Source organism: Azospirillum sp. B2RO_4, assembly GCF_051124815.1.
Lineage (GTDB): Bacteria > Pseudomonadota > Alphaproteobacteria > Azospirillales > Azospirillaceae > Azospirillum.
In genome coordinates, this window is the sequence record NZ_CP118486.1 from 89030 (window position 1) to 110819 (window position 21790).

A 21790-nucleotide genomic window follows, 5' to 3' on the forward strand; every position below is an offset into this window, starting at 1 on the left:
TGGACTCCTTTGGAGGGCTGGTCAGCGCAGCACGATTGCCCTGTGGTCGTGGACCATGACGCGCGCTTCGATGTGCAGGCGGATGGCGCGGGCCAGCACGACGCTTTCGACATCGCGGCCGATGGCGACCAGATCGTCGGGCGACATGGAATGGTCGACGCGCGCCACTTCCTGCTCGATGATCGGCCCTTCGTCGAGATCGTCGGTGACGTAATGCGCCGTGGCGCCGATCAGCTTCACGCCGCGTTTGTAGGCCTGGTGATAGGGCTTGGCGCCCTTGAAGCTGGGCAGGAAGCTGTGATGGATGTTGATGATCCGCCCGGCCATCCGCGTGCACAGATCCTGCGACAGCACCTGCATGTAGCGGGCGAGGACGACCAGTTCGACCTCGTTCGCCTCCACGATCTCCATCAGGCGGATTTCCTGGTCCCGCTTGGTGCCGGCCGAGACCGGAAGATGGTGGAAGGTGATGCCGTGCGATTCGACCAGCGACTTGAAGTCGTCGTGGTTCGACACGACGCCGACGATGTCGACCGGCAGCGCGCCGATGCTGTGGCGGTACAGCAGGTCGTTCAGGCAATGGCCGAACTTCGACACCATGATGAGGATTTTCGGCCGCCGCCGCGCGTCCCGCACCGTCAGGGTCATCGCGAAGCGGTTCACGATGGGCTGCAGCTCTTCGATCAGAACGGCTTCGCTGCGGATCGCTTCGGGGGCGTCGAAGGCCATCCGCAGGAAGAAGTGCTCGCCGTCGTGATCGACGAACTGCGCGCTTTCGATGATGTCGCAGCCGCGCTCCGACAGGTAGGTCGAAACGGCCGCGATGATCCCCGGCCGGCTCGGGCAACTGACGGTCACGTAGAACGGGTTGTGAGTCTGACGCATCGCAGGTCTCGCGCGGGAGGGAAGGCCGGAGGGCTCAGGCGAGGTCGACGAGCGTCGGTTCGTAGCCGAGCCGGGCGAGGAAGGCCGACAGGTCGTCGGGGTGCATCGACAGCGTTGCGCGGTTGGTCATCGGGTGGAAATTGACGGTGTCGCCGGCCAGAACGCGGCGCTCCAGCACCAGACGGACGCGGCGCTCCTTGTCCGCCACCAGGGCCAGCGGGCTGACGCCGCCCGGCTCGATCGACAGCACCTGCTCCAGCGTGACAGGGGAGGCGAAGGACAGCTTGGCCGAGCCGATGACCGGGGCCAGTTCCTTCATGTTCACCGACTGATCGTGCGGCAGCACGACCAGCCACAGAACGCCCTTGGCGTCCTTCAGAAGCAGGTTCTTGGTGTGCACGCCGGGAACGCTGCGCCAATGCTCTTCGGCGTCGGCGACGGTGCGCACCGGCGGATGGGCGTGCAGGCGCATCGGCATCGATGCGAGTGCGAGTTCCCGGCACAGGTCTTCGGGAATGCCGGCTTCACGCCAGTGCATCTGCATGGTGTCGGTTTCGTCGAGCATTTTCGCCATCCTTGTGGGTCCGGCAAGCCATGGAGAGCGGATTGCCGCTGTGCGGGTCGAGGGCACCGTGGATGGTTGCGCTCCCGACCTTTCCGTTGGACGCAGCATGGCGAAGGGATCCACCCGCCGATTGTACGGGTGCGTCACCGGCATTGCATGAAACCGCCCTCGTGGCTTTGCAGGAGGGAAAAGCCTCAACCCTTGCGGAAGACGGACGGCGTCATGCCGCGGCGTTCCTTGAAGGCGCGGACGAAGTGCGAGGAATCGCAGAAACCGACGGCCGCGGCGATCTCCGTCACCGACTGCTCGGTGTTGCGCAGCAGGAATTCGGCATGTTCCAGCCGCATGATCCGGTAGGCCTCGGTCGGCGTCATTCCCAGCGCATTCTGGAAATGCCGCTCCATCTGGCGCCGGGCCGCTCCCAGCCGGCGCGCCATCTCCGCCACCGACAAGGGTACGTCGATGTTCTGCTGCATCAGCAGCAACGCCTTCCGCACCACCTCGTCGTTGGTTGAGAAGTCGAGCGGGATGCCGGGCTGAGGCTTCTCCCCGCGCAGCGCGTCGTCGATGATCATGATGTGCAGGCTCTTGCGCGCCTGGGCGCGGCCGACATGCTTTTCGACGAGATATGCCGCGAGATGGGCGGAGCTGGTGCCGCCCGAGCAGGTCAGACGGTCGCGGTCCACGATGAAGATCTGGTCGGACACCGGCATGATGCCGTCGAACTGCTCCAGGAAATCGGCATGGTGGAACCAGCTGATGCAGCAGCGGTAGCCGTCCATCAGCCCGGCCCGCTGCAGGATGAAGGCGCCGGTGCAGACACCCACCAGCGGGATCTTCGATGCCGCCGCCTGACGCAGATAGCGGATGTAGTCGGGGCTGAGGTTGGAGATCTCGTCAATCAGCCCGCCGATGACGACGATGTAGTCGAACTTCGCCGGATCGCCCAGCCGCTCGGTCGGCTGGACCAGCATGCCGCAGCTGGACGCCACCGGCCGCATCTGGTCCGACAGCACCGCCCACTCGCACAGGATCGGCCGGCTGCGGTCGCCCTCGTCGGCGGCGAGCCTCAGCACGTCGACGAAATTCGCGAAGGCGCACAGCGTGAAGCGGTGGGCCAGGATGAAACCGACGGACAGGCGCGGCGCCGCTGGGCGGTTCGGGAACCGGCTGGCCCCGGAGGCGTTCGTCCTGATGCCGCCTGCCGCGATTCCACCGGCCCCAGTATTGTTCGTCATGTGACCTCCGACGGATGCAGCGTCGCATGGGTGACATTAAACTGACGCATCCGTCCTGTCCAACAAAGGGTCGCTTCCCGATACTGTCAGCACGTTGAACTTCGCGGTGCTGCCATGACCCGCTTCTCATTCTCCTCGCTTTTGACGAACGCGCTGACCGGCAACAAGAACTGGCAGCCTCAATGGCCCGATGCGGAGCCGAAAGCCGAATATGACGTCGTGATCGTCGGCGCGGGCGGGCATGGTCTGGGGGCGGCCTATTACCTCGCCAAGGAACACGGCATCACCAATGTCGCGGTGGTGGAGAAGGGCTGGCTCGGCGGCGGCAACACCGGCCGCAACACCACCATCATCCGCTCCAACTACCTGTACGACGAAAGCGCCCGGCTCTACGAGCATGCGGTGAAGCTGTGGGAAGGGCTGAGCCAGGAGCTGAACTACAACGTCATGTTCTCGCAGCGCGGCGTGATGATGCTGGCGCACACGGTGCACGACGTTCAGAGCTTCAAGCGGCACATCCATTCCAACCGCCTGAACGGCATCGACAACGAGTGGCTGACGCCGGAGCAGGCCAAGGAATATTGCCCGCCGCTGAACATCGCCGCCAACGCCCGCTATCCGGTGATGGGTGCTGCGCTGCAGCGGCGCGGCGGCACCGCCCGCCACGACGCGGTCGCCTGGGGCTATGCTCGCGCCGCCTCGGCGCGCGGGGTCGACATCATCCAGAACTGCCCGGTGACGGCGATCCGCCGCGACGCCTCCGGCCGGGTCACCGGCGTTGAAACGGCGCGCGGCTTCATCAAGGCCAAGAAGGTCGCGGTGTCTGCGGCCGGCAACACCTCTGTGGTGATGGACACCGCCGGCGTCCGGCTGCCGCTGGAAAGCTATCCGCTGCAGGCGCTGGTGTCGGAGCCGGTGAAGCCGGCCTTCCCCTGCGTGGTGATGTCCAACACCGTGCATGCCTACATCAGCCAGTCCGACAAGGGCGAGCTGGTGATCGGCTCGGGCACCGACCAGTACACTTCCTACAGCCAGCGCGGCGGTCTGCCGCTGATCGAACACACGGTCGCCGCTATCTGCGAGGTGTTCCCGATCTTCAACCGCATGCGCATGCTGCGCAAATGGGGCGGCATCGTCGACGTCACGCCCGACCGCTCGCCGATCATCGCCAAGACGCCGGTGCCGGGTCTCTACGTCAATTGCGGCTGGGGGACCGGCGGCTTCAAGGCGACGCCGGGCTCGGCCAACGTCTTCGCCCACACTATCGCCCGTGACGAGCCGCACCCGATCAACGCGCCCTTCACGCTGGAACGCTTCAAGACCGGCCGGCTGATCGACGAGGCCGCCGCCGCCGCCGTCGCGCATTGAGGAAACGACCATGCTGCTCATCCGCTGCCCATATTGCGAAGCCGAGCGCCCGGAGCTGGAGTTCACCTATGCTGGCGAGGCGCACATCGCCCGCCCGGCGGACCCCTCCGCCCTGTCGGACGACGAATGGCGTGACTTCCTGTTCATCCGCACCAACCCGCGCGGCCGGCATTTCGAACGCTGGCGCCACATGCACGGCTGCGGCCGCTTCTTCAACGCGGTGCGTGACACCGTGACCGACAAATTCGCCATGACCTACAAGGCGGGGGCTCCGCGTCCGAGCGACGAGGAGATCGCGCTGGCCGCCTCCAGCGTCAAGGAAGCACGTCCATGAGCAATTTCCGCATTGCAGGCAAGGGCAGGGTCAACCGCAGCCGTCAGGTCCGCTTCTCCTTCGACGGCGTGGACTACACCGGTTACGAGGGCGACACCCTGGCGTCCGCTCTCCTGGCCAACGGCGTTCATCTCGTCGGCCGCTCCTTCAAGTACCACCGGCCACGCGGCTTCCTGACCGCCGGGTCGGAGGAGCCGAACGCGCTGGTCGGCACCGACCGCGGCAACGGCCGGTTCGAACCGAACACGCGGGCGACCGTGCTGGAGGTCTTCGAAGGGCTGAAGACCGAGAGCCAGAACCGCTGGCCGTCGCTGACCCGCGACATCGGCGCGGTGAACGACGGGCTCTACATGTTGTTTTCGGCCGGCTTCTACTACAAGACCTTCATGTGGCCGAAGAGCTTCTGGAACAAGGTCTACGAGCCGTTCATCCGCAGTGCCGCCGGCCTGGGCAAGCCGCCGACCGCTCCCGACCCCGACGTCTATGCCAGCCGCTTCGCCCATTGCGACGTTCTGGTCGTCGGCGGCGGCGCCGCCGGTCTCGCCGCCGCGCTGGAAGCCGGGCGCAGCGGCGCCTCGGTCATCCTGTGCGACGAGCAGACGGAGCTTGGCGGCTCGCTGCTGTCGGAGCCCACGGCCGAAATCAACGGGCAGCTGGCCTGGGACTGGCTGGAGGACGCCAACGCCGCGCTGGCGGCGATGCCGAACGTCACCGTGCTGCCGCGCACCACGGCCATCGGCTACTACCACCAGAATTTCGTCGGCCTGTGCCAGCGTCTGACCGATCATCTCGCCATCGTGCCGGAAGGCGCGCCGCGCGAACGGATGTGGAAGGTGCGGGCGAAGCAGGTCGTGCTGGCCCAGGGCGCCATCGAGAAGCCGCTGGTGTTCGCCGGCAACGACCGGCCGGGCGTGATGATGGCCGGCGCCGCTCGGACCTATCTGAACCGCTACGGCGTCAAGGTCGGCAACCGGGTCGTCGTCGTCACCAGCCATGACAGCGCCTGGCATGCCGCCTTCGATCTGGCCAAGGCTGGGGTCGAAGTCGCCGCCATCGTCGATGTCCGCGACACCGTGCCGACCCAGCTGGTTGCCGCCGCCGACGCGCTGCGCATCAAGACGAAGATCGGCTGGACCGTCACCGGCACCAAGGGTCGCCTGCGCGTCTCGTCGGTGCGGGTCAATCCGGTGACGGGCGGCAAGGTCGGGGGCGCGGAGACCATCGCCTGCGACGCCCTGCTGATGTCGGGCGGCTGGACGCCGAGCGTCCATCTGTTCTCGCACACCCAGGGTTCGCTGACCTGGAACGAGGACGGTCAGATGTTCCTGCCCGGCCGTGGCAAGGAGGAATGCCGTCTGGCCGGTGCCGGCAAGGGCCGCTTCGGGCTGAAGGCCGCCTTCGAGGACGGGGCGGCGGCCGGCGCCGCGGCGGCAGCCGATGCCGGGTTCGGCACCGAGCCGGCGTCCTACCATGTGGAGGGCGAGCTGTCCTTCACCGGGGTGACCGGTCGCGAGCTGCCGACCGACCGCGATCCGGGCCATGCCAAGGCCTTCGTCGATTTCCAGAACGACGTGATGGCCAAGGACATCCGGCTGGCCGTGCGCGAAGGCTTCAAGTCGATCGAGCACATCAAGCGCTACACCACCAACGGCATGGCGACCGACCAGGGCAAGCTGTCCAACATCAACGGCCTGGCCGTCGCGTCGGATGCGCTGAAGCGGCCGATCCCGGCCGTCGGCCTGACCACCTTCCGCCCGCCCTACACCCCGACCACCTTCGGCACCTTCGCCGGCTACAACAAGGGCGAGCTGTTCGACGTGACGCGCAAGACGCCGATCGACGGCTGGGCCGAGGAGAACGGCGCGGTGTTCGAGCCGGTGTCGCTGTGGCGCCGCGCCTGGTACTTCCCGCAGGTCGGCGAGGACATGCACACGGCGGTTGCGCGCGAATGCAAGGCGGTGCGCTCGTCGGTCGGCATGTTCGACGCCTCCACCCTCGGCAAGATCGAGATCGTCGGTCCAGACGCCGCCGAATTCATGAACCGCATGTACACCAACGCCTGGACCAAGCTGGCGCCCGGACGCTGCCGCTACGGCCTGCTGCTGGGCGAGGACGGCTTCATCCGCGACGACGGCGTGATCGGGCGTCTGGCCCATGACCGCTTCCACGTCACCACCACCACCGGTGGCGCCGCGCGCGTGCTGGGCATGATGGAGGATTACCTGCAGACCGAATGGCCGGACCTGAAGGTCTGGCTGACCTCGACCACCGAGCAGTGGTCGGTGATCGCGCTGCAAGGTCCGAACGCCCGCAAGCTGATCGAACCGTTCGTCGAGGGCATCGACCTGTCGGAGGGCGCCTTCCCGCACATGGCGGTGGCGACCGGCAAGATCTGCGGCGTGCCGACCCGGCTGTTCCGCGTCTCCTTCACCGGCGAACTCGGCTTCGAGATCAACGTGCCGGCCCGCTACGGCCGCGCGGTGTGGGAGAAGCTGTTCGAGGCCGGGCAGCGCTTCGGCATCACCCCCTACGGCACCGAGACGATGCACGTCCTGCGCGCCGAGAAGGGCTACATCATCGTCGGGCAGGACACGGACGGCACGCTGACGCCGGACGACGCCGGCCTGTCCTGGGCGGTCGGCAAGACCAAGCCGGACTTCGTCGGCAAGCGGTCGCTGTCGCGTCCCGACATGTTGGCGAAGGACCGCAAGCAGCTGGTCGGCCTGCTGACCAGCGATCCGAAGACGGTGCTGGAGGAGGGGGCGCAGATCGTCCTCGACCCCAACCAGCCGGTGCCGATGGACATGGTCGGCCATGTGACCTCGTCCTACTGGAGCGCCGAGCTGGGGCGGTCCATCGCCTTTGCGGTGATCCAGGGCGGCCGGTCGCTGCAGGGCCAGACCGTGCATGTGCCGATGCCGGACAAGGTCCATTCCGCGACCATCACCGGCATGGTGTTCGTCGATCCCGAGAACAAGCGTCTCAGCGCATAGGAGGCCTACCCATGCTTCTGGCCAATCACCCGTTGCTGGGCAAGACCATCCCCGGCGACACTGCAAGCCGGCTGAGCATCCGCGCCGCCGAGGACGTGGCCCGCTTCAGCCTGCGCATCGATCCGGCATCCGCGCAGTCGGCCGGGGCCGCCTTCGGCACGCCGCTTCCCACCCGCATCGGCGGGATGGTGGAGAATGGCGGACGGACCGCGCTGCAGCTCGGCCCCGACGAGTGGGTGCTGCTGGCGCCGGTCGCCGAGAGCGACGCCATCGCCGAGGCCTTCGCCGCCCTGCAGGAGACGCACAGCCTGGTCGACATCGGCCATCGCGAGGTCGGCATCCTGGTGGAAGGGGAGGCGGCGGCGCTCGCGCTCCGCTCGGCCATCGCCTTCGACGTCGAGGCGATGCCGGTCGGCAGCGGCTGCCGCACCATCTTCGACAAGGCGCAGATCGTCCTGATCCGCGAGGACAAGAACCGCTTCCGGATCGAGGTCTGGCGCTCTTTCGCCGACCATGTCTGGGGCCTGCTGCAAGCCGTCAGCCGCGAAATCGCGCTCGGCATTTGATCGGGAGAACCTCACATGAACCGTCACCAGTCCCTGCCGAAGCCCGATCTCGCCGACACCGCGATCGCGGCGGCCATCGACCGCGAACTGCATCGCCAGAAGTACGAGATCGAGCTGATCGCCTCGGAAAACATCGTCTCGGCGGACGTGCTGGCCGCGCAGGGGTCCGTTCTCACCAACAAGTACGCCGAAGGCTATCCGGGCCGCCGCTATTACGGCGGCTGCCAGTTCGTCGATGAGGTCGAGACCATCGCCATCGACCGCGCCAAGACGCTGTTCGGCGCCGGCTTCGTCAATGTCCAGCCGCATTCGGGCGCCCAGGCCAACCAGGCGGTGTTCCTCGCCCTGCTGCAGCCGGGCGACCGGGTGATGGGCATGTCGCTGGCCCATGGCGGCCATCTGACCCACGGCTCGCCGGTGACGATGTCGGGCAAGTGGTTCGATATCGTCAGCTATGAGGTGCGCGAGACCGATCAGCGGATCGATTATGAAGCGCTGCGGGCCAAGGCGCTGGAAACCAAGCCGAAGCTGATCGTCGCCGGCGCCTCGGCCTATCCGCGGGTGATCGACTTCGCCGAGTTCCGCCGCATCGCCGACGAGATCGGCGCCTATCTGATGGTGGACATGGCCCATTACGCCGGGCTGGTCGCCACCGGCCATTACCCGGACCCGCTGCCGCACGCCCATGTGGTGACCACCACCACGCACAAGACCCTGCGCGGCCCTCGCGGCGGCATGATCCTGACCAATGACGAGGCGCTGGCGAAGAAGTTCAATTCGGCGGTGTTCCCCGGCAACCAGGGCGGCCCGCTGATGCATGTCATCGCCGCCAAGGCGGTCGCCTTCGGCGAGGCGCTGACGCCGGAGTTCAAGGCCTATGCCGGACAGGTGGTGAGCAACGCCAAGGTGCTGTCCGAAACGCTGGTGAAGGGCGGGCTGGACATCGTCTCCGGCGGCACCGACTGCCACATGGTGCTGGTCGATCTGCGGCCGAAGGGCGTCAAGGGCCGCGACGCCGAGCGCGCTCTGGAACGGGCCGGTCTGACCTGCAACAAGAACTCCATCCCGTTCGATCCGGAAAAACCGGCGGTGACCTCCGGCATTCGCCTCGGCACCGCGGCGGGCACCACCCGCGGCTTCGGCGAGGAGGAGTTCGCACGCATCGGCGAGCTGATCCTGACCGTGGTCGACGCCCTGGCCGAAGCCGGCCCGGACGGCAACCCCGAGGTCGAGAAGCGGGTGCATGGCGTGGTCCGGGAACTGTGCGAGCGCTTCCCGATCTACGCTTGAGAGTTTGTGAGTTTTTGTGGGTCCTGCAGAGAGACGCTTCAAATTTGAACCGCATCGCACCGGATCTCATCATGAGCATCTCTCGGCCGTCATTCCCGCGAAGGCGGGAATCCAACCGTTTGAATAGCTTAGACGTGGAGCCGCCTGGATCCCCGCCTTCGCGGGGATGACGGCCGAAAAGAGCTTCCAAAAACTCACAAACTTTGACGAGGTGCCCGATGTTCCTCAGCGTATTCGATGTGTTCAAGATCGGCATCGGCCCGTCCTCGTCGCACACGATGGGGCCGATGACCGCCGCGGTGCGGTTCCTCGCCATGCTGCGGGAATGGACCGGGACGACGCCTGCCGCCGTCCGCGTCCGGCTGCACGGGTCGCTCGCCTTCACCGGCAAGGGCCATGCGACGGATCGGGCGGCCGTGCTCGGCCTGCTCGGCTACCGGCCGGACAATCTGGACGTCGACGAGGCCGACCGCCGCGTCGCCGAGCTTTACAACGGGCGGACGCTGACGCCTCCGGGCCTGCCGGCCCTGGCCTTCGATCCTGAGGCCGACGTGGTGTTCGACTTCGGGCCGGCGCTGCCGGGCCACGCCAACGGGCTGGTCTTCGAAGCGCTGGACGGGCAGGGGACGGTTCTGCTGTCCGAAACCTTCTATTCCATCGGTGGCGGTTTCGTCGTCACGGCGGCCGAGCGCGAAGCGGCCCCGACCGCATCGCGCGAGGAGAGCGCCGGTTGGCCCTATCCCTTCGAGCGCGCCTCCACCATGCTGCGCATGGCCAGGGAAAGCGGCCTGTCGATTGCTGCCATGAAGCGCGCCAACGAGCTGGTGCATCACTCCGGGCCGGAGCTGGACGAGCGCCTGGACCGCATCTGGGCGGTGATGAACGGCTGCATCGAACGGGGCCTGAGCCTGGACGGCCAGCTTCCGGGCAGCCTGAAGGTGAAGCGGCGGGCGAAGGCCATCCACCAGCAGCTGTTGCGGGAGCGCGGCGTCAATTCCAGCCTGCCGCATGTCGCTTACGACTGGCTGAGCGTCTATGCGATGGCGGTCAACGAGGAGAATGCGGCCGGCGGCAAGGTGGTGACGGCGCCGACCAACGGGGCGGCCGGCGTCGTGCCGGCGGTGATCCGCTATTACCTCGACCATTGCGCCGGGGCCGAACCGGCCAAGGTCGCCGATTTCCTGCTGACCGCCGCGGCGATCGGCGGCCTGATCAAGCACAACGCCTCGATCTCGGGCGCCGAGGCCGGTTGCCAGGGCGAGGTCGGGTCCGCCGCCGCCATGGCCGCCGCCGGTCTTTGCGCCGTTCTGGGCGGAACGCCGGAGCAGGTTGAGAATGCGGCGGAAATCGCGCTCGAACATCACCTCGGCATGACCTGCGACCCGGTCGCCGGGCTGGTGCAGGTGCCGTGCATCGAACGCAACGCCATCGGCGCCACCAAGGCGGTGGCCGCGGCATCCCTGGCTCTGCGCGGCGACGGCCAGCATTTCATGCCGCTGGACAACTGCATCCAGGCGATGCGGCAGACCGGCGAGGAAATGAGCAGCAAGTTCAAGGAAACCAGCCTGGGCGGACTCGCGGTCAATCTGCCGGAGTGCTGATGTCCGGAGTTGCTCCATATGCGATGTCGCATGCTCAACCATGAATCATTTCCATAATACGCCTTATGTGTTTTTTTAGTGGCATGGCGGGTAGGTTCTATGACGCCAAGTTGCCGGTGACGGTGATCGCCGAGGCTTTGGGCCGTCACCGGCAGACCATCCACCGGGAAATCCGGCGCGGCTCGGTTTCGGGCACCGAGAATGGAGATCGGAACGCTGTCGACCTCCACCCCCTTCAGGTCCAGCGCGATCAGCACACGGGCGACGGCCGACGAGATCCGGTCTTCGAACAACTTCATATACTGGTCCTCACTGGTGGGGAGTGGTCGCCGGCACCGACGCTTCGGTGGGCCGGTGCGGAAGAGCGGTGGCAGAAGAAGGAAGGGGCTGCGGCCGCGAGAGCAGCACCAGGATGGAGGGCGCCTGGTGGGGATCGTCGTCCCAGGCGCAGGGGGCGGCGGCGAGCCCGATGGCCGCCGCCAGCGTAAGAAGGACACGCATTGCGCTGTCTCCGACAGTGGATGTGTGATAAACATTATGATCGTAATTACATCGCCGCCCTGCACCGGCCGCTTGGACCGAGCGGGTGCCGCGATGGCGATCAGAACAACCGATTTCCCGGTGACGACATGAGCCGCAAGACCGCCAGCACACCCGCCGCCCCCACCTCCGACACGCCGGCCACTGAGCCGGCCGGGAGGTCGCAAACCGCCATGCTGGCGGATTTCATGTGCTTCACGATCTATTCGGCCAACCTCGCCTATTCGCGGGTCTACAAGCCGGTGCTGGAGCAGCTTGGCGTCACCTATCCCCAGTACATCACCATCATCGCCCTGTGGGAGGAGGATCGGCAGACCGTCAAGAGCCTCAGCGAGACGTTGTTCCTCGAACCCAGCACCATGACGCCGATGCTGCAAAGGCTGGAGTCGATGGGCTTTGTCACGCGGACACGTGACGACGAGGATGAACGCAGCGTGCGCGTCTCTCTGACGGAGGCCGGCCGGCAACTTCGCGAGAAGGGCTTTGGCTTCGGCGAGATGACGGTGAAGGCCTCCGGACTTCCGCCAGACGAGTTCCGCGCGCTCCAGAGAGCGGTCGCCCGACTGCGCGACAACCTCCGGCAGGCCGGCAAGTGAAAGAGATCGGATGCTGAGGGTCGACGCCATGAAGGCCTCTCCTCAGCCGAAGGTGAAGGCGTAGGCGTCGACGCCGGGATCGAGAAAACGCACCTCGAACGTCCGTTCCCGCACAGCGCCCGCCTGTCGCACCAGCTGATAGAGTTTGGTTTCCGTAACGGTGCCGTAGCCCTCGGCGTCCGTGTCCGTTCCGTGATCCGGCCCCGGTGCCATGCCGTCGACCAAGACCTGGAAACGGACCGGCCTGCCATCCTGGGCGGGACCAAGGATGAGGTGCAGGTCGCGCGCCCGGAAGCGGTAGACGATCGCCCCGCCCGCCCGGTTCAGCCGGGCCTGCTCGGCCCCGAGCGTCCAGTTGCCGGAGAGCCCCCAGCGATTGAGCCGCAGCGCACCGACCGTATAGTCCTGCGGCCGGTCGATGCCGTCCCGCTCCGGCGAGGCAAAGTTCGTAGCCTGCCGATAGCCGACATAGGTTTCGCCGGAGCGGATGTCGTCGAGGTCGGCGGGCGCCTGCGCGCCCTGCCCTGCCGGGCTGACCAGCCTTCCCTCCTCGTCCCGATGTCCGGCGGCCTCTGCCAGCAAATCCTGGATGACCCGTTCGGTCTGCTCGTACCCGCCCTCGCCGAACTGATGATGGCGGATCCGGCCCGTGGCGTCGGCGATATAAAAGGCCGGCCAATAGCTGTTGCCGAACGCCCGCCAGATCCGGAAGTCATTGTCGATCGCCACCGGGTAGGTGATGGCGAAATCCCGCAACGCCGCCTGCACGTTTCCGATCCGCTTTTCAAAGGCGAATTCCGGGGCATGGACGCCGACCACCACCAGCCCCTGGTCCCGGTACTTCTCCGCCCATGCCCGCAGGTACGGCAGCGTGCGGATGCAGTTGATGCAGGAGTAGGTCCAGAAATCGATCAGGACGACCTTTCCCCGCAGTTCCTCTGTACTGAGCGGCTTTGAGTTCAGCCAGTCCGTCGCGCCGTCCAAGGACGGGAGAAGTCCCTCGACCGGCAGGCTGCTGCGATAGACCCGCCGGGCATCGGCGAGCACCAGACCCGTGCCGGACGTCTCCGGCGCACCCGAGGTTCCGGAAGCCGCAGGAGTGGAGGCAGGGGCAAACCTGTCGATCAGCGATTGTTCGACTCCCGTTGTGCCGGCATAGGACAGCCGGGCCAGCAGCCCGGTGTCGAGCCCCAAGGCGATGACGCCGACACCGGCAAGAACGGCGATGCCCAGTCCCTGGCGCAGGCGCTCCCCAACGCCGAGCGACCGCTTCATCGCCGCCAGCACCCGGCCGCCGGCCAGAAGGGCGAGCGTCAGGGAGGTTGCGGCACCCGCCGCATAGGCGGCCAGCAGCAGCGTGGTTTGCAGGCTGGCGCCATGAAGCGCCGCACCGGTCAGGACCAGCCCGAGGATCGGCCCGGCGCACGGTGTCCAGAGCAGGCCGGTGGCGACGCCCAGCAGAAGCGATCCGGCGACACCGGCCCGACCGGACAGCCGGTTGCCGGCGGCGACCAGCGGACGGCTGAGCACTGCCGCGGCGCGCGGCGACAGGAGCGTCCATCCGAACACGGCCATCAGCGCGATGGCGGCGGCCCGCCCGGCTCCATTCGCCTCCACCGCCCAACTTCCGCCGACAGCGGACAGCGTGGCGACACCGGCGAAGCTGGCCACCATGCCGAACAGCATCGGCAGGATGCCGCGGAACAGCGGCTGCCCCGCCCGGGAAAAGACGAAGGGCACGACCGGCAGGCTGCAGGGACTGACGATGGTCAGGACGCCCGCCAGGAAGGAGACAAGAAAGAGGATCATGGCTGAACCCTTTCGAAAGGCCGGGCACGGGTTGACGCCCGGCCCGCAATTCATTGGGAGATCACTTGGGAAGTCGTTGGGAGACCGCCTCGGCCGCCTCGACGATCAGGGCGGCGACGGGAACTTTGCACGGGGCCATGGGGCGATACCTTCATATAGTTTGCATCATAATGATTATTTTGATAAGTACACTACCGGAAGGCAGGTTGTCCAGACGGAACGATGCGGATGCCGGCTCGCGGCAGGGAGATTTGTGTACCGGCATGTATCAGCCGATAGGACGGATACAGACCGACACAAACCGCCGGACGCGGGCAGCGCTTCACCCGTCAAAAGACCGCCGAACAGCAGCGGGATTCGACCGAATGGCTCACATCGACCACGTCCTGATCGTCGACGACGACCGCGACATCAGGGAACTGGTGTCCGGCCGTCTGAAGCGGAACGGCCGGCGCGTGACCATCGCCGCCGACGGACGGCAGATGCGGTCGTTCCTGGAGCGCGACCGGGTGGACCTCATCGTGATCGACATCATGATGCCGGGCGACGACGGGCTGGTGCTGTGCCGGGAGCTTCGCGCCGGGCGGCCTCTGTGCCGAGGTGACGCTCGGCTGACGGGGGGCGCTAGCTGCTTGCGAAGGCGATGGTGAAGACCGCCCAGCGCTCTTCGAACAGCCGCAAGAGGGACGGCGCGTCCGCCGCCCTGTCGTTGCCAAGCCCATCATTCCCAAGCCGCAGCCGGTTGTTGACGCCCTCCAGCAGGTCGACCAGGACCCCGCAGACCGAATCCGGATCGCCGGGCCGTAGTTCGTCCGCGCCTTGGGCGGCAGCGACGCATCCGACCAGCGGTTCCAAGGCATCACGCGACCAACTCGCCAGCCGTTCCCGGAGAACCGGCGAAACCGCTGCCTCAGCGCTGACGGAAAGATAGAAGGCGGCGTAGTCGCGCGACGACCCGATCTCGACATAACGGAACGCGGCGCGCCGCAGGGCGTCGAGCGCTCCCTCCCCCTCCCCGCCGGCAGCGGCGGACAGCAGGGCATCGCGGAACCGTAAGACGTCACGCCCGACCACGGCCTCAAGAAGGGCGGCCTTGTTGGGGTAACGGCGGTAAAGCGTGTGCTTGGACACACCGAGTTCTGCCGCAATCTCCTCCAAACCGCTGTTGGCGACGCCCTTGCGGCAGAAGACGGCCCTGGCGCCGTCGAGGATGCGCGCATCGATCGCCACGGCCTGTTCTCTGGTCGGCCGTCCCCCTGGCTTGCGCCCACCGGCGTCCATGTTCACGTCCCTTCCGCTCTCCATCCGCCAGCAAAACAGCACAGCTCCGTTGCGTTTTCCATCGCCATCTGATATCAGCACGATTGCGTGCCGATATTCTGACTCCAACAAGGGGCAACGCATGGCATCAATCTCCCTGTCCCGGATCGGTTGGGCGACGCCTGACGGCCACAGTGTCCTGACTGGTGTCGACCTGAATTTCGGGCAAGAGCGCACCGGCCTTGTCGGGCGGAACGGCGTCGGCAAGACAACCGTGCTGAAACTCATCGCAGGAGAGCTTCAGCCGCTTGCCGGCAGCGTCCGGGTCACCGGCACGCTTGGCCTGCTGAAGCAGACGGTCCGACCCGGAGAGCGGGAAACGGTGGCCGATCTGTTCGGCGTGACCGGGGCACTCGCCCTCCTGCGCCGCGCCGAGGCCGGGACGGCAAGCGTTGAAGAACTCGCGGACGCCGACTGGACACTGGCGGAGCGCATCACCGCCGCCTTGGCCCGCGTCGGTCTCGATGCCGGTCCCGACACCCGGTTGACGGAACTTTCGGGCGGCCAGCGGACGCGCGCCAGCCTTGCGGCGGCGATCTTCGCCGCACCGGATTTCCTGTTGCTGGACGAGCCGACCAACAACCTCGACCGTTCCGGCCGCGAAGCAGTGAACGCCCTCCTCGCCGGCTGGCGGGCCGGAGCGATCGTGGTCAGCCACGACCGCGAGCTACTCGACCGGATGGACGCCATCGTCGAATTGACCTCGCTGGGCGCCACCCGCTATGGCGGCAACTGGACGCACTATCGCGCACGCAAGGCGACGGAACTGGAAGCCGCACAACAGGATCTGGCCCACGCGGAAAAGCAGGCGAACGAGGTCCGGCGCAACGCGCAACGCGCGGCGGAACGGCAGGACCGGCGCGATGCGGCCGGGTTACGGAAGGCAGCGCAAGGTGACATGCCCCGCATCCTGCTGGGCGCACGAAAGAGCAATGCCGAGGCCAGCCGGGGGGCCGGTTCCAAACTGGCCGACCGCCAGCAGGCTGAGGCCCAGGCTGCAGTCGCATCGGCGCGGTCCCGCATCGAGATCCTGCAGGACCTCTCGGTGGCGCTGCCGCCCACCGGGCTACCGGCCAACAGGACCGTCCTGCGGCTGGACGACGTCACCGCCGGCCACGACCCGGACCATCCGATCATCCGCGATTTCTCCTTCACCATGGAGGGGCCGGAACGGGTCGCCATCGTCGGACCGAACGGATCGGGCAAGACGACGCTGCTGACGCTGATCGCCGGCGGAATCGCCCCGATCCGGGGAACGGTGTCGGTCGCCGTCGACTTCGCCATGCTCGACCAGCGTGTCGGCATCCTCGACCCCGATGCGTCGATCCTCGACAACTTCCGGCGCCTCAATCCCGGTGCCACCGACAACGCCTGCCGGGCGGCACTCGCCCGCTTCCTGTTCCGGGCGGACGCAGCCCTGCAACAGGTGGGAACGCTGAGCGGCGGACAGATGCTGCGCGCCGGCCTCGCCTGCACGCTGGGCGGATCGCGGCCACCGGCGCTGCTGATCCTCGACGAGCCGACCAACCACCTGGACATCGAATCGGTCGAAGCCATGGAGGCGGGGCTGAGATCCTATGACGGCGCCATCCTGCTGGTCAGCCATGACGAGACCTTCATGACCAACATCGGCATCGGCCGGCAGCTGAGCCTCGGCCCACGGGGAGGCGGGAGCGCTTAGCCTCTGCCGGCATCGTCGATCCGGAACGGGACCGGCACGGTCATCCCCGTCGGGACTTTGTATCCCGCTGTATCCGATGGGCCGGACGATACAGACGCTTTCACCATGCCCCTTGGCCCGACATGCGGGGGATACATCGGCATTGGATGTTGCAGCCCGGAATGAACGCATCAAAGGAGAAATCGATGGCACAGGACATAAAGACGGAGGCCGTCGGCACGGCCCTGGTCGACCACGGGCGGCGGCGCTTCATCGGCGCGGCCACTCTCGCAGCGGCGGCGGCCAGCCTCGGGCTGGGAATGGGACGGGCGCAGGCAGCGGAACCACCCGCGGCCCGGCCGACGGCAGGCTCTCCCTCGCCCACCGGATTCAAATCGCTGAAGCAGATCGATGCCGGACCGCTCAACATCGGCTACGCCGAGGATGGTCCCGCCGACGGGCCGGTGGTTCTCCTCCTCCACGGCTGGCCCTATGACATCCACAGCTATGTGGAGGTGGCCCCCATCCTGGCGGCGGCCGGCTACCGCGTCATCGTTCCCCATCTGCGCGGTTACGGCACGACGCGCTTCCTGTCCGCCGCAACGCCGCGCAACGGCCAGCAGGCGGCCATCGCCGCCGACATGATCGCCCTGATGGATGCGCTGAAAATTCAGAGCGCGATACTCGCCGGCTATGATTGGGGCGCCAGGACGGCAAACATCATGGCCGCACTCTGGCCGGAACGCTGCAAGGGCATGGTTTCGGTGAGCGGCTATCTGATCGGCAGTCAGGACCTCAACCGGGCGCCGCTGCCTCCCAAGGCGGAGTTGCAATGGTGGTATCAGTATTACTTCGCGACCGACCGCGGGCGGGCCGGCTACGCGAAGTATACGCACGACTTCGCCCGGCTCATCTGGCAACTCGCCTCTCCCAACTGGGCATTCGACGATGCGACGTTCGAACGGTCCGCGGCCTCCCTCGACAATCCGGACCATGTCGACATCAGCATCCACAACTACCGCTGGCGGCTCGGCCTTGCGGACGGGGAAGCGCAGTATGACGCGCTTGAACGGGCGCTGGCGGCCTTCCCGACCATCGAGGTTCCGACGATCACCATGGAAGGCGACGCCAATGGCGCGCCGCACCCCTCACCGGACATGTACCGTGCGAAGTTCACCGGCCGGTACGAGCATCGGCTGATCACCGGCGGCATCGGTCACAACCTGCCGCAGGAGGCGCCGAAGGCCTTCGCCCAGGCTGTGTTGGACGTCGGCAAAGCCTGACCGGGACTTGATCGCAAAGGGCATGGGCCTTCCGGTGGGATGTCGATAACGCAAACGCAAACGCCCATGGGGGGCTGCGCGAGAAGCGCCGTTCCGGCCTGATGTGGCTCGGCGTGAACCGGAGATAGAGCCAGATTGCATGCTGGATAACAGCAGGCGGGAACTGATGGCGGGCAAGCGAGAGCGGCGCAATTCGAGGAGGAAAATGTCACAATCGGCGAGCCGGCACCGTTCCCGTGACGGTGCCAACCCCGCGCCTCGGGCCCAGTCCCAGGACCGGAAGACGGGACAACGTACCCAGACCGCCGGATCACACCGCGACCATCTCCATCAGCCGAGCGCGGTCGGCGGGCACGGCCGCTTCGCCATGCAGCGTGATGCGACCCCGTTCCACCGCATAGAAGCGGTCGGCGACGTTAAGCGCGCGGTGGATGTTCTGCTCCACCAGCAGGATGGTCAATCCCGCGCGCTTCAGCTCCGTGATGATCGCGAAGATCTCGTCGACGATCATCGGCGCCAGCCCTTCCGTCGGCTCGTCGATCAGCAGCAGCCTGGCGGTCCCCACCATCACGCGGGCAATCGCCAGCATCTGCTGCTCGCCGCCGGACAGGGTGGTGCCAAGCTGCCGCCGCCGCTCGGCCAAACGGGGAAAGCGGGCGAAGGCATTTCCGATCGCCTGTTCATTCTCCCGGCGCGCGCGCCCGGGACATTGGCGCAGACCCAGCCGCAGATTTTCCTCGACGCTGAGGCCTGGAAAGATCCGGCGATCCTCCGGCACCAGCCCGAGCCCGAGGCGGGCGATCGCGTCGGGCGTCCGCCCGGCCAGATCGACGCCGTCAAAACGGATCGCGCCGGAACTGGCCGGTACCCAGCCGGCGATGGATTTCAGGATGGTGGTCTTGCCGACGCCATTGCGGCCGAACAGCCCGACCACCTCGCCCGGTCCGGCCTGCAGGGACACCCCTTGCAGGACGTGGCTGAGGCCGTAATGCGTGTGCAGATTCTCGATGGAAAGCATGGGTGTCACCCGTGTCCGAAATAGGCGGCCTGTACGGCGGGATCGGCGCGCACCGCGGCAGGCGGCCCCTCGGCAATCTTCCGACCCTGGGCCATCACGACGACATGGTCCGACAGGCTCATCACCAGCCCGATGTCGTGTTCGATCAGCAGCACGGTCAGGTCGCCGGCCAGCGAGCGGATCAGCGCGCCGGTGTCCGCCGTGTCGCCGTGGCTCATGCCCTGGGTCGGCTCGTCCAGCAGCAGCACCCGCGGTTCGGCGGCCAGCGCCACCGCGATCTCCAGCCGCCGCTGTTCGCCGTGGGAGAGATTGCCGGCAAGCTCCCGCGCCTTGGCCGACAGGCCGAAACGCTCCAGCAGCGCCTCGGCCTTGGCCAGCGCCCGGCGGCTGTGGCCGACCGGTCGCAGCGCGTACCAGGGCCGCTCCAGCACCTGCGCGGCGATCCGCAGGTTTTCCAGCACCGGCAGCTCGAAGAACAGGTTGGTGATCTGGAAGGACCGCGCCAGTCCGGCGGCGAGCAGCCGGTCGGGGGAGCGCCCGGTAACGTCGGCGCCGCCCAGGGTCACCCGGCCGCCGGTGGGTCGGATGGCGCCGCTGATCAGGTTGAACAGCGTGCTCTTGCCCGCCCCGTTGGGCCCGATCACGGAGGTGATCCGTCCGGCGGCGGCCTCGAATCCGACGCCCGCCACCGCCTGCAGCCCGCCGAAATTCACCGACAGGTCGCGCACGCTCAGTGTGCAGGCACCGCCTGCGCCGGCCTGCGCGATCTTAAGGGGGGTGGCCATCATGGTGTCGCCCTCCCCTGTTCACCGCGACGGCTCAAACGGGCCAGCAGGGCGCCCACCAGCCCCTTGCGCAGGAAGATGACGGACAGCATGAAGATGATCCCCACGACGATCAGGTGATGCTCGGTCCAGGATCCGACGACGGAGCGCAGGGCGGTCAGCAGCAGACTGCTCACCACCGGCCCGACCAGCGTGCCAACGCCGCCGACAATGACGGTGATCACGGCGTTGCCGGAGGTCTCGAAGAACATCAACTCGGGCGAGACGAATCCCCGCAGCATTGGGTAGAGCGCTCCCGCCAGCGCGGCGACGCAGGCCGCCAGCACATAGACCGCCAGCTTGTACTGCCAGGCATTGAAGCCCAGGAACGGCACCCGCTTCTCATTGGCGCGGATGGCGGCCAGCGTCCGCCCGAACGGCGCGTCCATCAGATAGGCCAGCCCGGCATAGGCCGCCACGGTCAGGGCCAGCACCAGCAGGAAGAAGGACAGCGGATCGGCGGTGTCGAGGCTGAGCGGCCCGAAGCCCACCTGGATCTGCGGGATGCCGATCAGCCCGTCCGACGCGCCCAGCGCGCGGGTGTTGTAGACGGTCTTGGCGGCGACCTGGGCCAGCCCGAAGGTGATGAGGGCGAAATAGACGCCCTTCACCCGGTTGGCGATGACGCCGCCGATCAGGCCCGCCACGCTTCCCGCCAGCAAGGCGGCTCCCATCGCCAGCCAGAAGCTGGGGGCGACGTCGCGCAGGACGAGTGCCGAGACATAGGCGCCAAGCCCGAAATACAACGCCTGCCCCAGCGACAGCAGCCCGGTATAGCCGAGCAGCAGGTCGACGCTCATCGCCAGCCCGGCGAAGATCAGCGCCTCGGTCGCCAGACGCAGGTAGAATCCGTTGCCGGTCGCCCAGGCGACGGCGGCGAAGCCGAGCGCCGCCGCCAGGAAGGCCAGCGCCAGCCAATGGACCGGGGCCAGACGGGAAAGCCGGGAAACCGGCCCGGCGCGGCCGGGGTCGGAGAGGGTGCGCAGCGTGGCCTCAGGCATGTCCCAGCCTCCCGAACAGGCCCTGCGGCCGGACCATCAGCACCAGCACCATGATCCCGAACACCAGCGGGTCGGACCAAACCGGCGAGATGTAGAGGCTGGACAGCGCCTGCACCTGGGTCAGCAACAGGCCGGCGATCACCGCCCCCTGGATCGACCCCATGCCGCCGACGATCACCACGGTGAAGGCCATCAGGATGAAGTCGCGCCCCATGGTTGGGAACACCGAATAGATCGGCGCCAGCAGCACGCCGGCCAGCCCGGCCAGCGCCACCCCGAAGGCGAAGGTGCCGGCATAGACCCGGCGCACCGGCACGCCCAGCGACGAGGCCATGTCCTTGTCGAAGGCCGCCGCCCGCACCATGGCGCCCAGCCCGGTGCGGAAGACCACCAGCCAGACCGCGGCGATCAGCGCGAGGCCGAAGCCGATCAGGAACAGCCGGTAGTTCGGCAGGAACATGCCGAGGATCTCGGTGCCGCCCTCGATCGGGTTCTCGGGCCGCAGGGTGTTGGGGCCGTAGACCAGTTTCAGCAGATCTTCCAGGATCATCCCCAGCCCGAAGGTCAGCAGCAGGGTCAGGATGTGGCGGTCGCGGCTGTGGAAGACCCGGGCGATCAGCCAGCGCTCGGCCAGCCAGCCGATGGGCAGCATCAGCAGCGGCACCAGAACCAGCAGCGCCCAGAACCCGACACCCAGTCCGGCCAGGGTCAGGGACAGGAATGCGCCCATGGCGTAGAACTCGCCATGGGCCATGTTGATGACGTCCAGCAGCCCGAAGATGATGGTCAGGCCCAGCGCCATCAGGACGACGGCAACCCCGAGCGAAAGACCGTTCAGCGCCTGCGGCGCCAGGACGAATTGCAGATAGTCGATGAGATCGGCCATGGCCATCGGCTCC

General features: G+C 67.2%; 20 protein-coding genes and 1 pseudogene. 11 read left to right on the top strand and 10 right to left on the bottom strand.

Going from position 1 to position 21790, the window contains the following annotated elements; genetic code table 11:
- Nucleotides 1-21: 21 nt before the first annotated feature.
- The 3 genes from purU to PWS46_RS14445 form a co-directional block, all read right to left on the bottom strand.
- Entirely contained in the window at nucleotides 22-885 is an 864-nt protein-coding gene (purU, locus tag PWS46_RS14435) for a formyltetrahydrofolate deformylase (protein ID WP_434621305.1), read from the bottom strand.
- Nucleotides 886-919: 34 nt separating this feature from the next.
- Nucleotides 920-1450, bottom strand: a complete 531-nt coding sequence (locus tag PWS46_RS14440; RefSeq protein ID WP_434621308.1) for a YbaK/EbsC family protein — start codon at nucleotides 1448-1450, stop codon at nucleotides 920-922.
- A gap of 194 nt (nucleotides 1451-1644) precedes the next feature.
- Entirely contained in the window at nucleotides 1645-2688 is a 1044-nt protein-coding gene (locus PWS46_RS14445; protein WP_434621311.1) for a GlxA family transcriptional regulator, read from the bottom strand.
- A gap of 114 nt (nucleotides 2689-2802) precedes the next feature.
- Between PWS46_RS14445 and PWS46_RS14450 the strand changes: the two genes are divergently transcribed.
- From PWS46_RS14450 to PWS46_RS14480, 7 genes and pseudogenes are all read left to right on the top strand, one after another.
- The gene (locus PWS46_RS14450) at nucleotides 2803-4056 is read left to right on the top strand and encodes a sarcosine oxidase subunit beta family protein (RefSeq protein WP_085082212.1); all 1254 of its coding nucleotides are present in this window, start codon (nucleotides 2803-2805) and stop codon (nucleotides 4054-4056) included.
- A gap of 10 nt (nucleotides 4057-4066) precedes the next feature.
- On the top strand, nucleotides 4067-4390 hold the full coding sequence (locus PWS46_RS14455; RefSeq protein WP_085082214.1) for a sarcosine oxidase subunit delta: 324 nt from the start codon (nucleotides 4067-4069) through the stop codon (nucleotides 4388-4390).
- On the top strand, nucleotides 4387-7383 hold the full coding sequence (locus PWS46_RS14460) for a sarcosine oxidase subunit alpha (RefSeq protein WP_434621315.1): 2997 nt from the start codon (nucleotides 4387-4389) through the stop codon (nucleotides 7381-7383). The genes PWS46_RS14455 and PWS46_RS14460 overlap by 4 nt, the downstream gene beginning before the upstream one ends.
- Before the next feature lie 11 nt (nucleotides 7384-7394).
- Complete coding sequence (locus tag PWS46_RS14465; RefSeq protein ID WP_434621318.1) at nucleotides 7395-7949, top strand: sarcosine oxidase subunit gamma; 555 nt, start codon at nucleotides 7395-7397, stop codon at nucleotides 7947-7949.
- Nucleotides 7950-7964: 15 nt separating this feature from the next.
- Nucleotides 7965-9239, top strand: a complete 1275-nt coding sequence (gene glyA / locus PWS46_RS14470; protein WP_434621321.1) for a serine hydroxymethyltransferase — start codon at nucleotides 7965-7967, stop codon at nucleotides 9237-9239.
- Between the two features lie 218 nt (nucleotides 9240-9457).
- Nucleotides 9458-10840: an L-serine ammonia-lyase gene (locus tag PWS46_RS14475; RefSeq protein ID WP_434621324.1), complete on the top strand. Its 1383-nt coding sequence runs from the start codon at nucleotides 9458-9460 to the stop codon at nucleotides 10838-10840.
- Between the two features lie 65 nt (nucleotides 10841-10905).
- Nucleotides 10906-11019, top strand: a pseudogene (locus PWS46_RS14480) (helix-turn-helix domain-containing protein); the annotation flags it as partial.
- Between the two features lie 130 nt (nucleotides 11020-11149).
- On the opposite strand, the gene PWS46_RS14485 reads toward PWS46_RS14480, so the two are convergent.
- On the bottom strand, nucleotides 11150-11341 hold the full coding sequence (locus PWS46_RS14485; RefSeq protein WP_434622057.1) for a hypothetical protein: 192 nt from the start codon (nucleotides 11339-11341) through the stop codon (nucleotides 11150-11152).
- A gap of 128 nt (nucleotides 11342-11469) precedes the next feature.
- Between PWS46_RS14485 and PWS46_RS14490 the strand changes: the two genes are divergently transcribed.
- Nucleotides 11470-11976 (top strand): MarR family winged helix-turn-helix transcriptional regulator, encoded by a 507-nt coding sequence (locus PWS46_RS14490; RefSeq protein ID WP_434621327.1) that lies wholly within the window; start codon nucleotides 11470-11472, stop codon nucleotides 11974-11976.
- A gap of 42 nt (nucleotides 11977-12018) precedes the next feature.
- Here the strand turns inward: PWS46_RS14490 and PWS46_RS14495 are convergent, their stop codons facing one another.
- Complete coding sequence (locus PWS46_RS14495; RefSeq protein ID WP_434621330.1) at nucleotides 12019-13785, bottom strand: cytochrome c biogenesis protein DipZ; 1767 nt, start codon at nucleotides 13783-13785, stop codon at nucleotides 12019-12021.
- A 365-nt stretch (nucleotides 13786-14150) separates the two neighbouring features.
- Between PWS46_RS14495 and PWS46_RS14500 the strand changes: the two genes are divergently transcribed.
- Complete coding sequence (locus tag PWS46_RS14500; protein WP_434621333.1) at nucleotides 14151-14435, top strand: response regulator; 285 nt, start codon at nucleotides 14151-14153, stop codon at nucleotides 14433-14435.
- On the opposite strand, the gene PWS46_RS14505 is transcribed toward PWS46_RS14500, so the two are convergent.
- Nucleotides 14410-15015 carry a TetR/AcrR family transcriptional regulator gene (locus tag PWS46_RS14505; protein WP_434621336.1) on the bottom strand — a complete coding sequence of 202 codons (606 nt, stop codon included), beginning with the start codon at nucleotides 15013-15015 and terminating at the stop codon, nucleotides 14410-14412. The two genes, PWS46_RS14500 and PWS46_RS14505, sit on opposite strands and share 26 nt — an antisense overlap.
- A gap of 172 nt (nucleotides 15016-15187) precedes the next feature.
- Between PWS46_RS14505 and PWS46_RS14510 the strand changes: the two genes are divergently transcribed.
- Both PWS46_RS14510 and PWS46_RS14515 read left to right on the top strand, forming a co-directional pair.
- Nucleotides 15188-16786, top strand: coding sequence for an ABC-F family ATP-binding cassette domain-containing protein (locus PWS46_RS14510; RefSeq protein ID WP_434621339.1), 1599 nt, complete (start codon nucleotides 15188-15190; stop codon nucleotides 16784-16786).
- A 185-nt stretch (nucleotides 16787-16971) separates the two neighbouring features.
- Nucleotides 16972-18048, top strand: a complete 1077-nt coding sequence (locus tag PWS46_RS14515) for an alpha/beta fold hydrolase (protein WP_434621342.1) — start codon at nucleotides 16972-16974, stop codon at nucleotides 18046-18048.
- Nucleotides 18049-18358: 310 nt separating this feature from the next.
- Here the strand turns inward: PWS46_RS14515 and PWS46_RS14520 are convergent, their stop codons facing one another.
- The 4 genes from PWS46_RS14520 to PWS46_RS14535 are packed head-to-tail and all read right to left on the bottom strand — an operon-like array spanning nucleotide 18359 to nucleotide 21777.
- The gene (locus tag PWS46_RS14520) at nucleotides 18359-19066 is read right to left on the bottom strand and encodes an ABC transporter ATP-binding protein (RefSeq protein ID WP_434621345.1); all 708 of its coding nucleotides are present in this window, start codon (nucleotides 19064-19066) and stop codon (nucleotides 18359-18361) included.
- Nucleotides 19067-19071: 5 nt separating this feature from the next.
- Nucleotides 19072-19854, bottom strand: a complete 783-nt coding sequence (locus tag PWS46_RS14525; RefSeq protein ID WP_434621348.1) for an ABC transporter ATP-binding protein — start codon at nucleotides 19852-19854, stop codon at nucleotides 19072-19074.
- Complete coding sequence (locus PWS46_RS14530) at nucleotides 19851-20891, bottom strand: branched-chain amino acid ABC transporter permease (protein WP_434621351.1); 1041 nt, start codon at nucleotides 20889-20891, stop codon at nucleotides 19851-19853. The genes PWS46_RS14525 and PWS46_RS14530 overlap by 4 nt, the downstream gene beginning before the upstream one ends.
- Nucleotides 20884-21777 carry a branched-chain amino acid ABC transporter permease gene (locus tag PWS46_RS14535; RefSeq protein ID WP_434621354.1) on the bottom strand — a complete coding sequence of 298 codons (894 nt, stop codon included), beginning with the start codon at nucleotides 21775-21777 and terminating at the stop codon, nucleotides 20884-20886. Before PWS46_RS14535 ends, PWS46_RS14530 begins: the two co-directional genes overlap by 8 nt.
- Nucleotides 21778-21790: the final 13 nt, after the last annotated feature.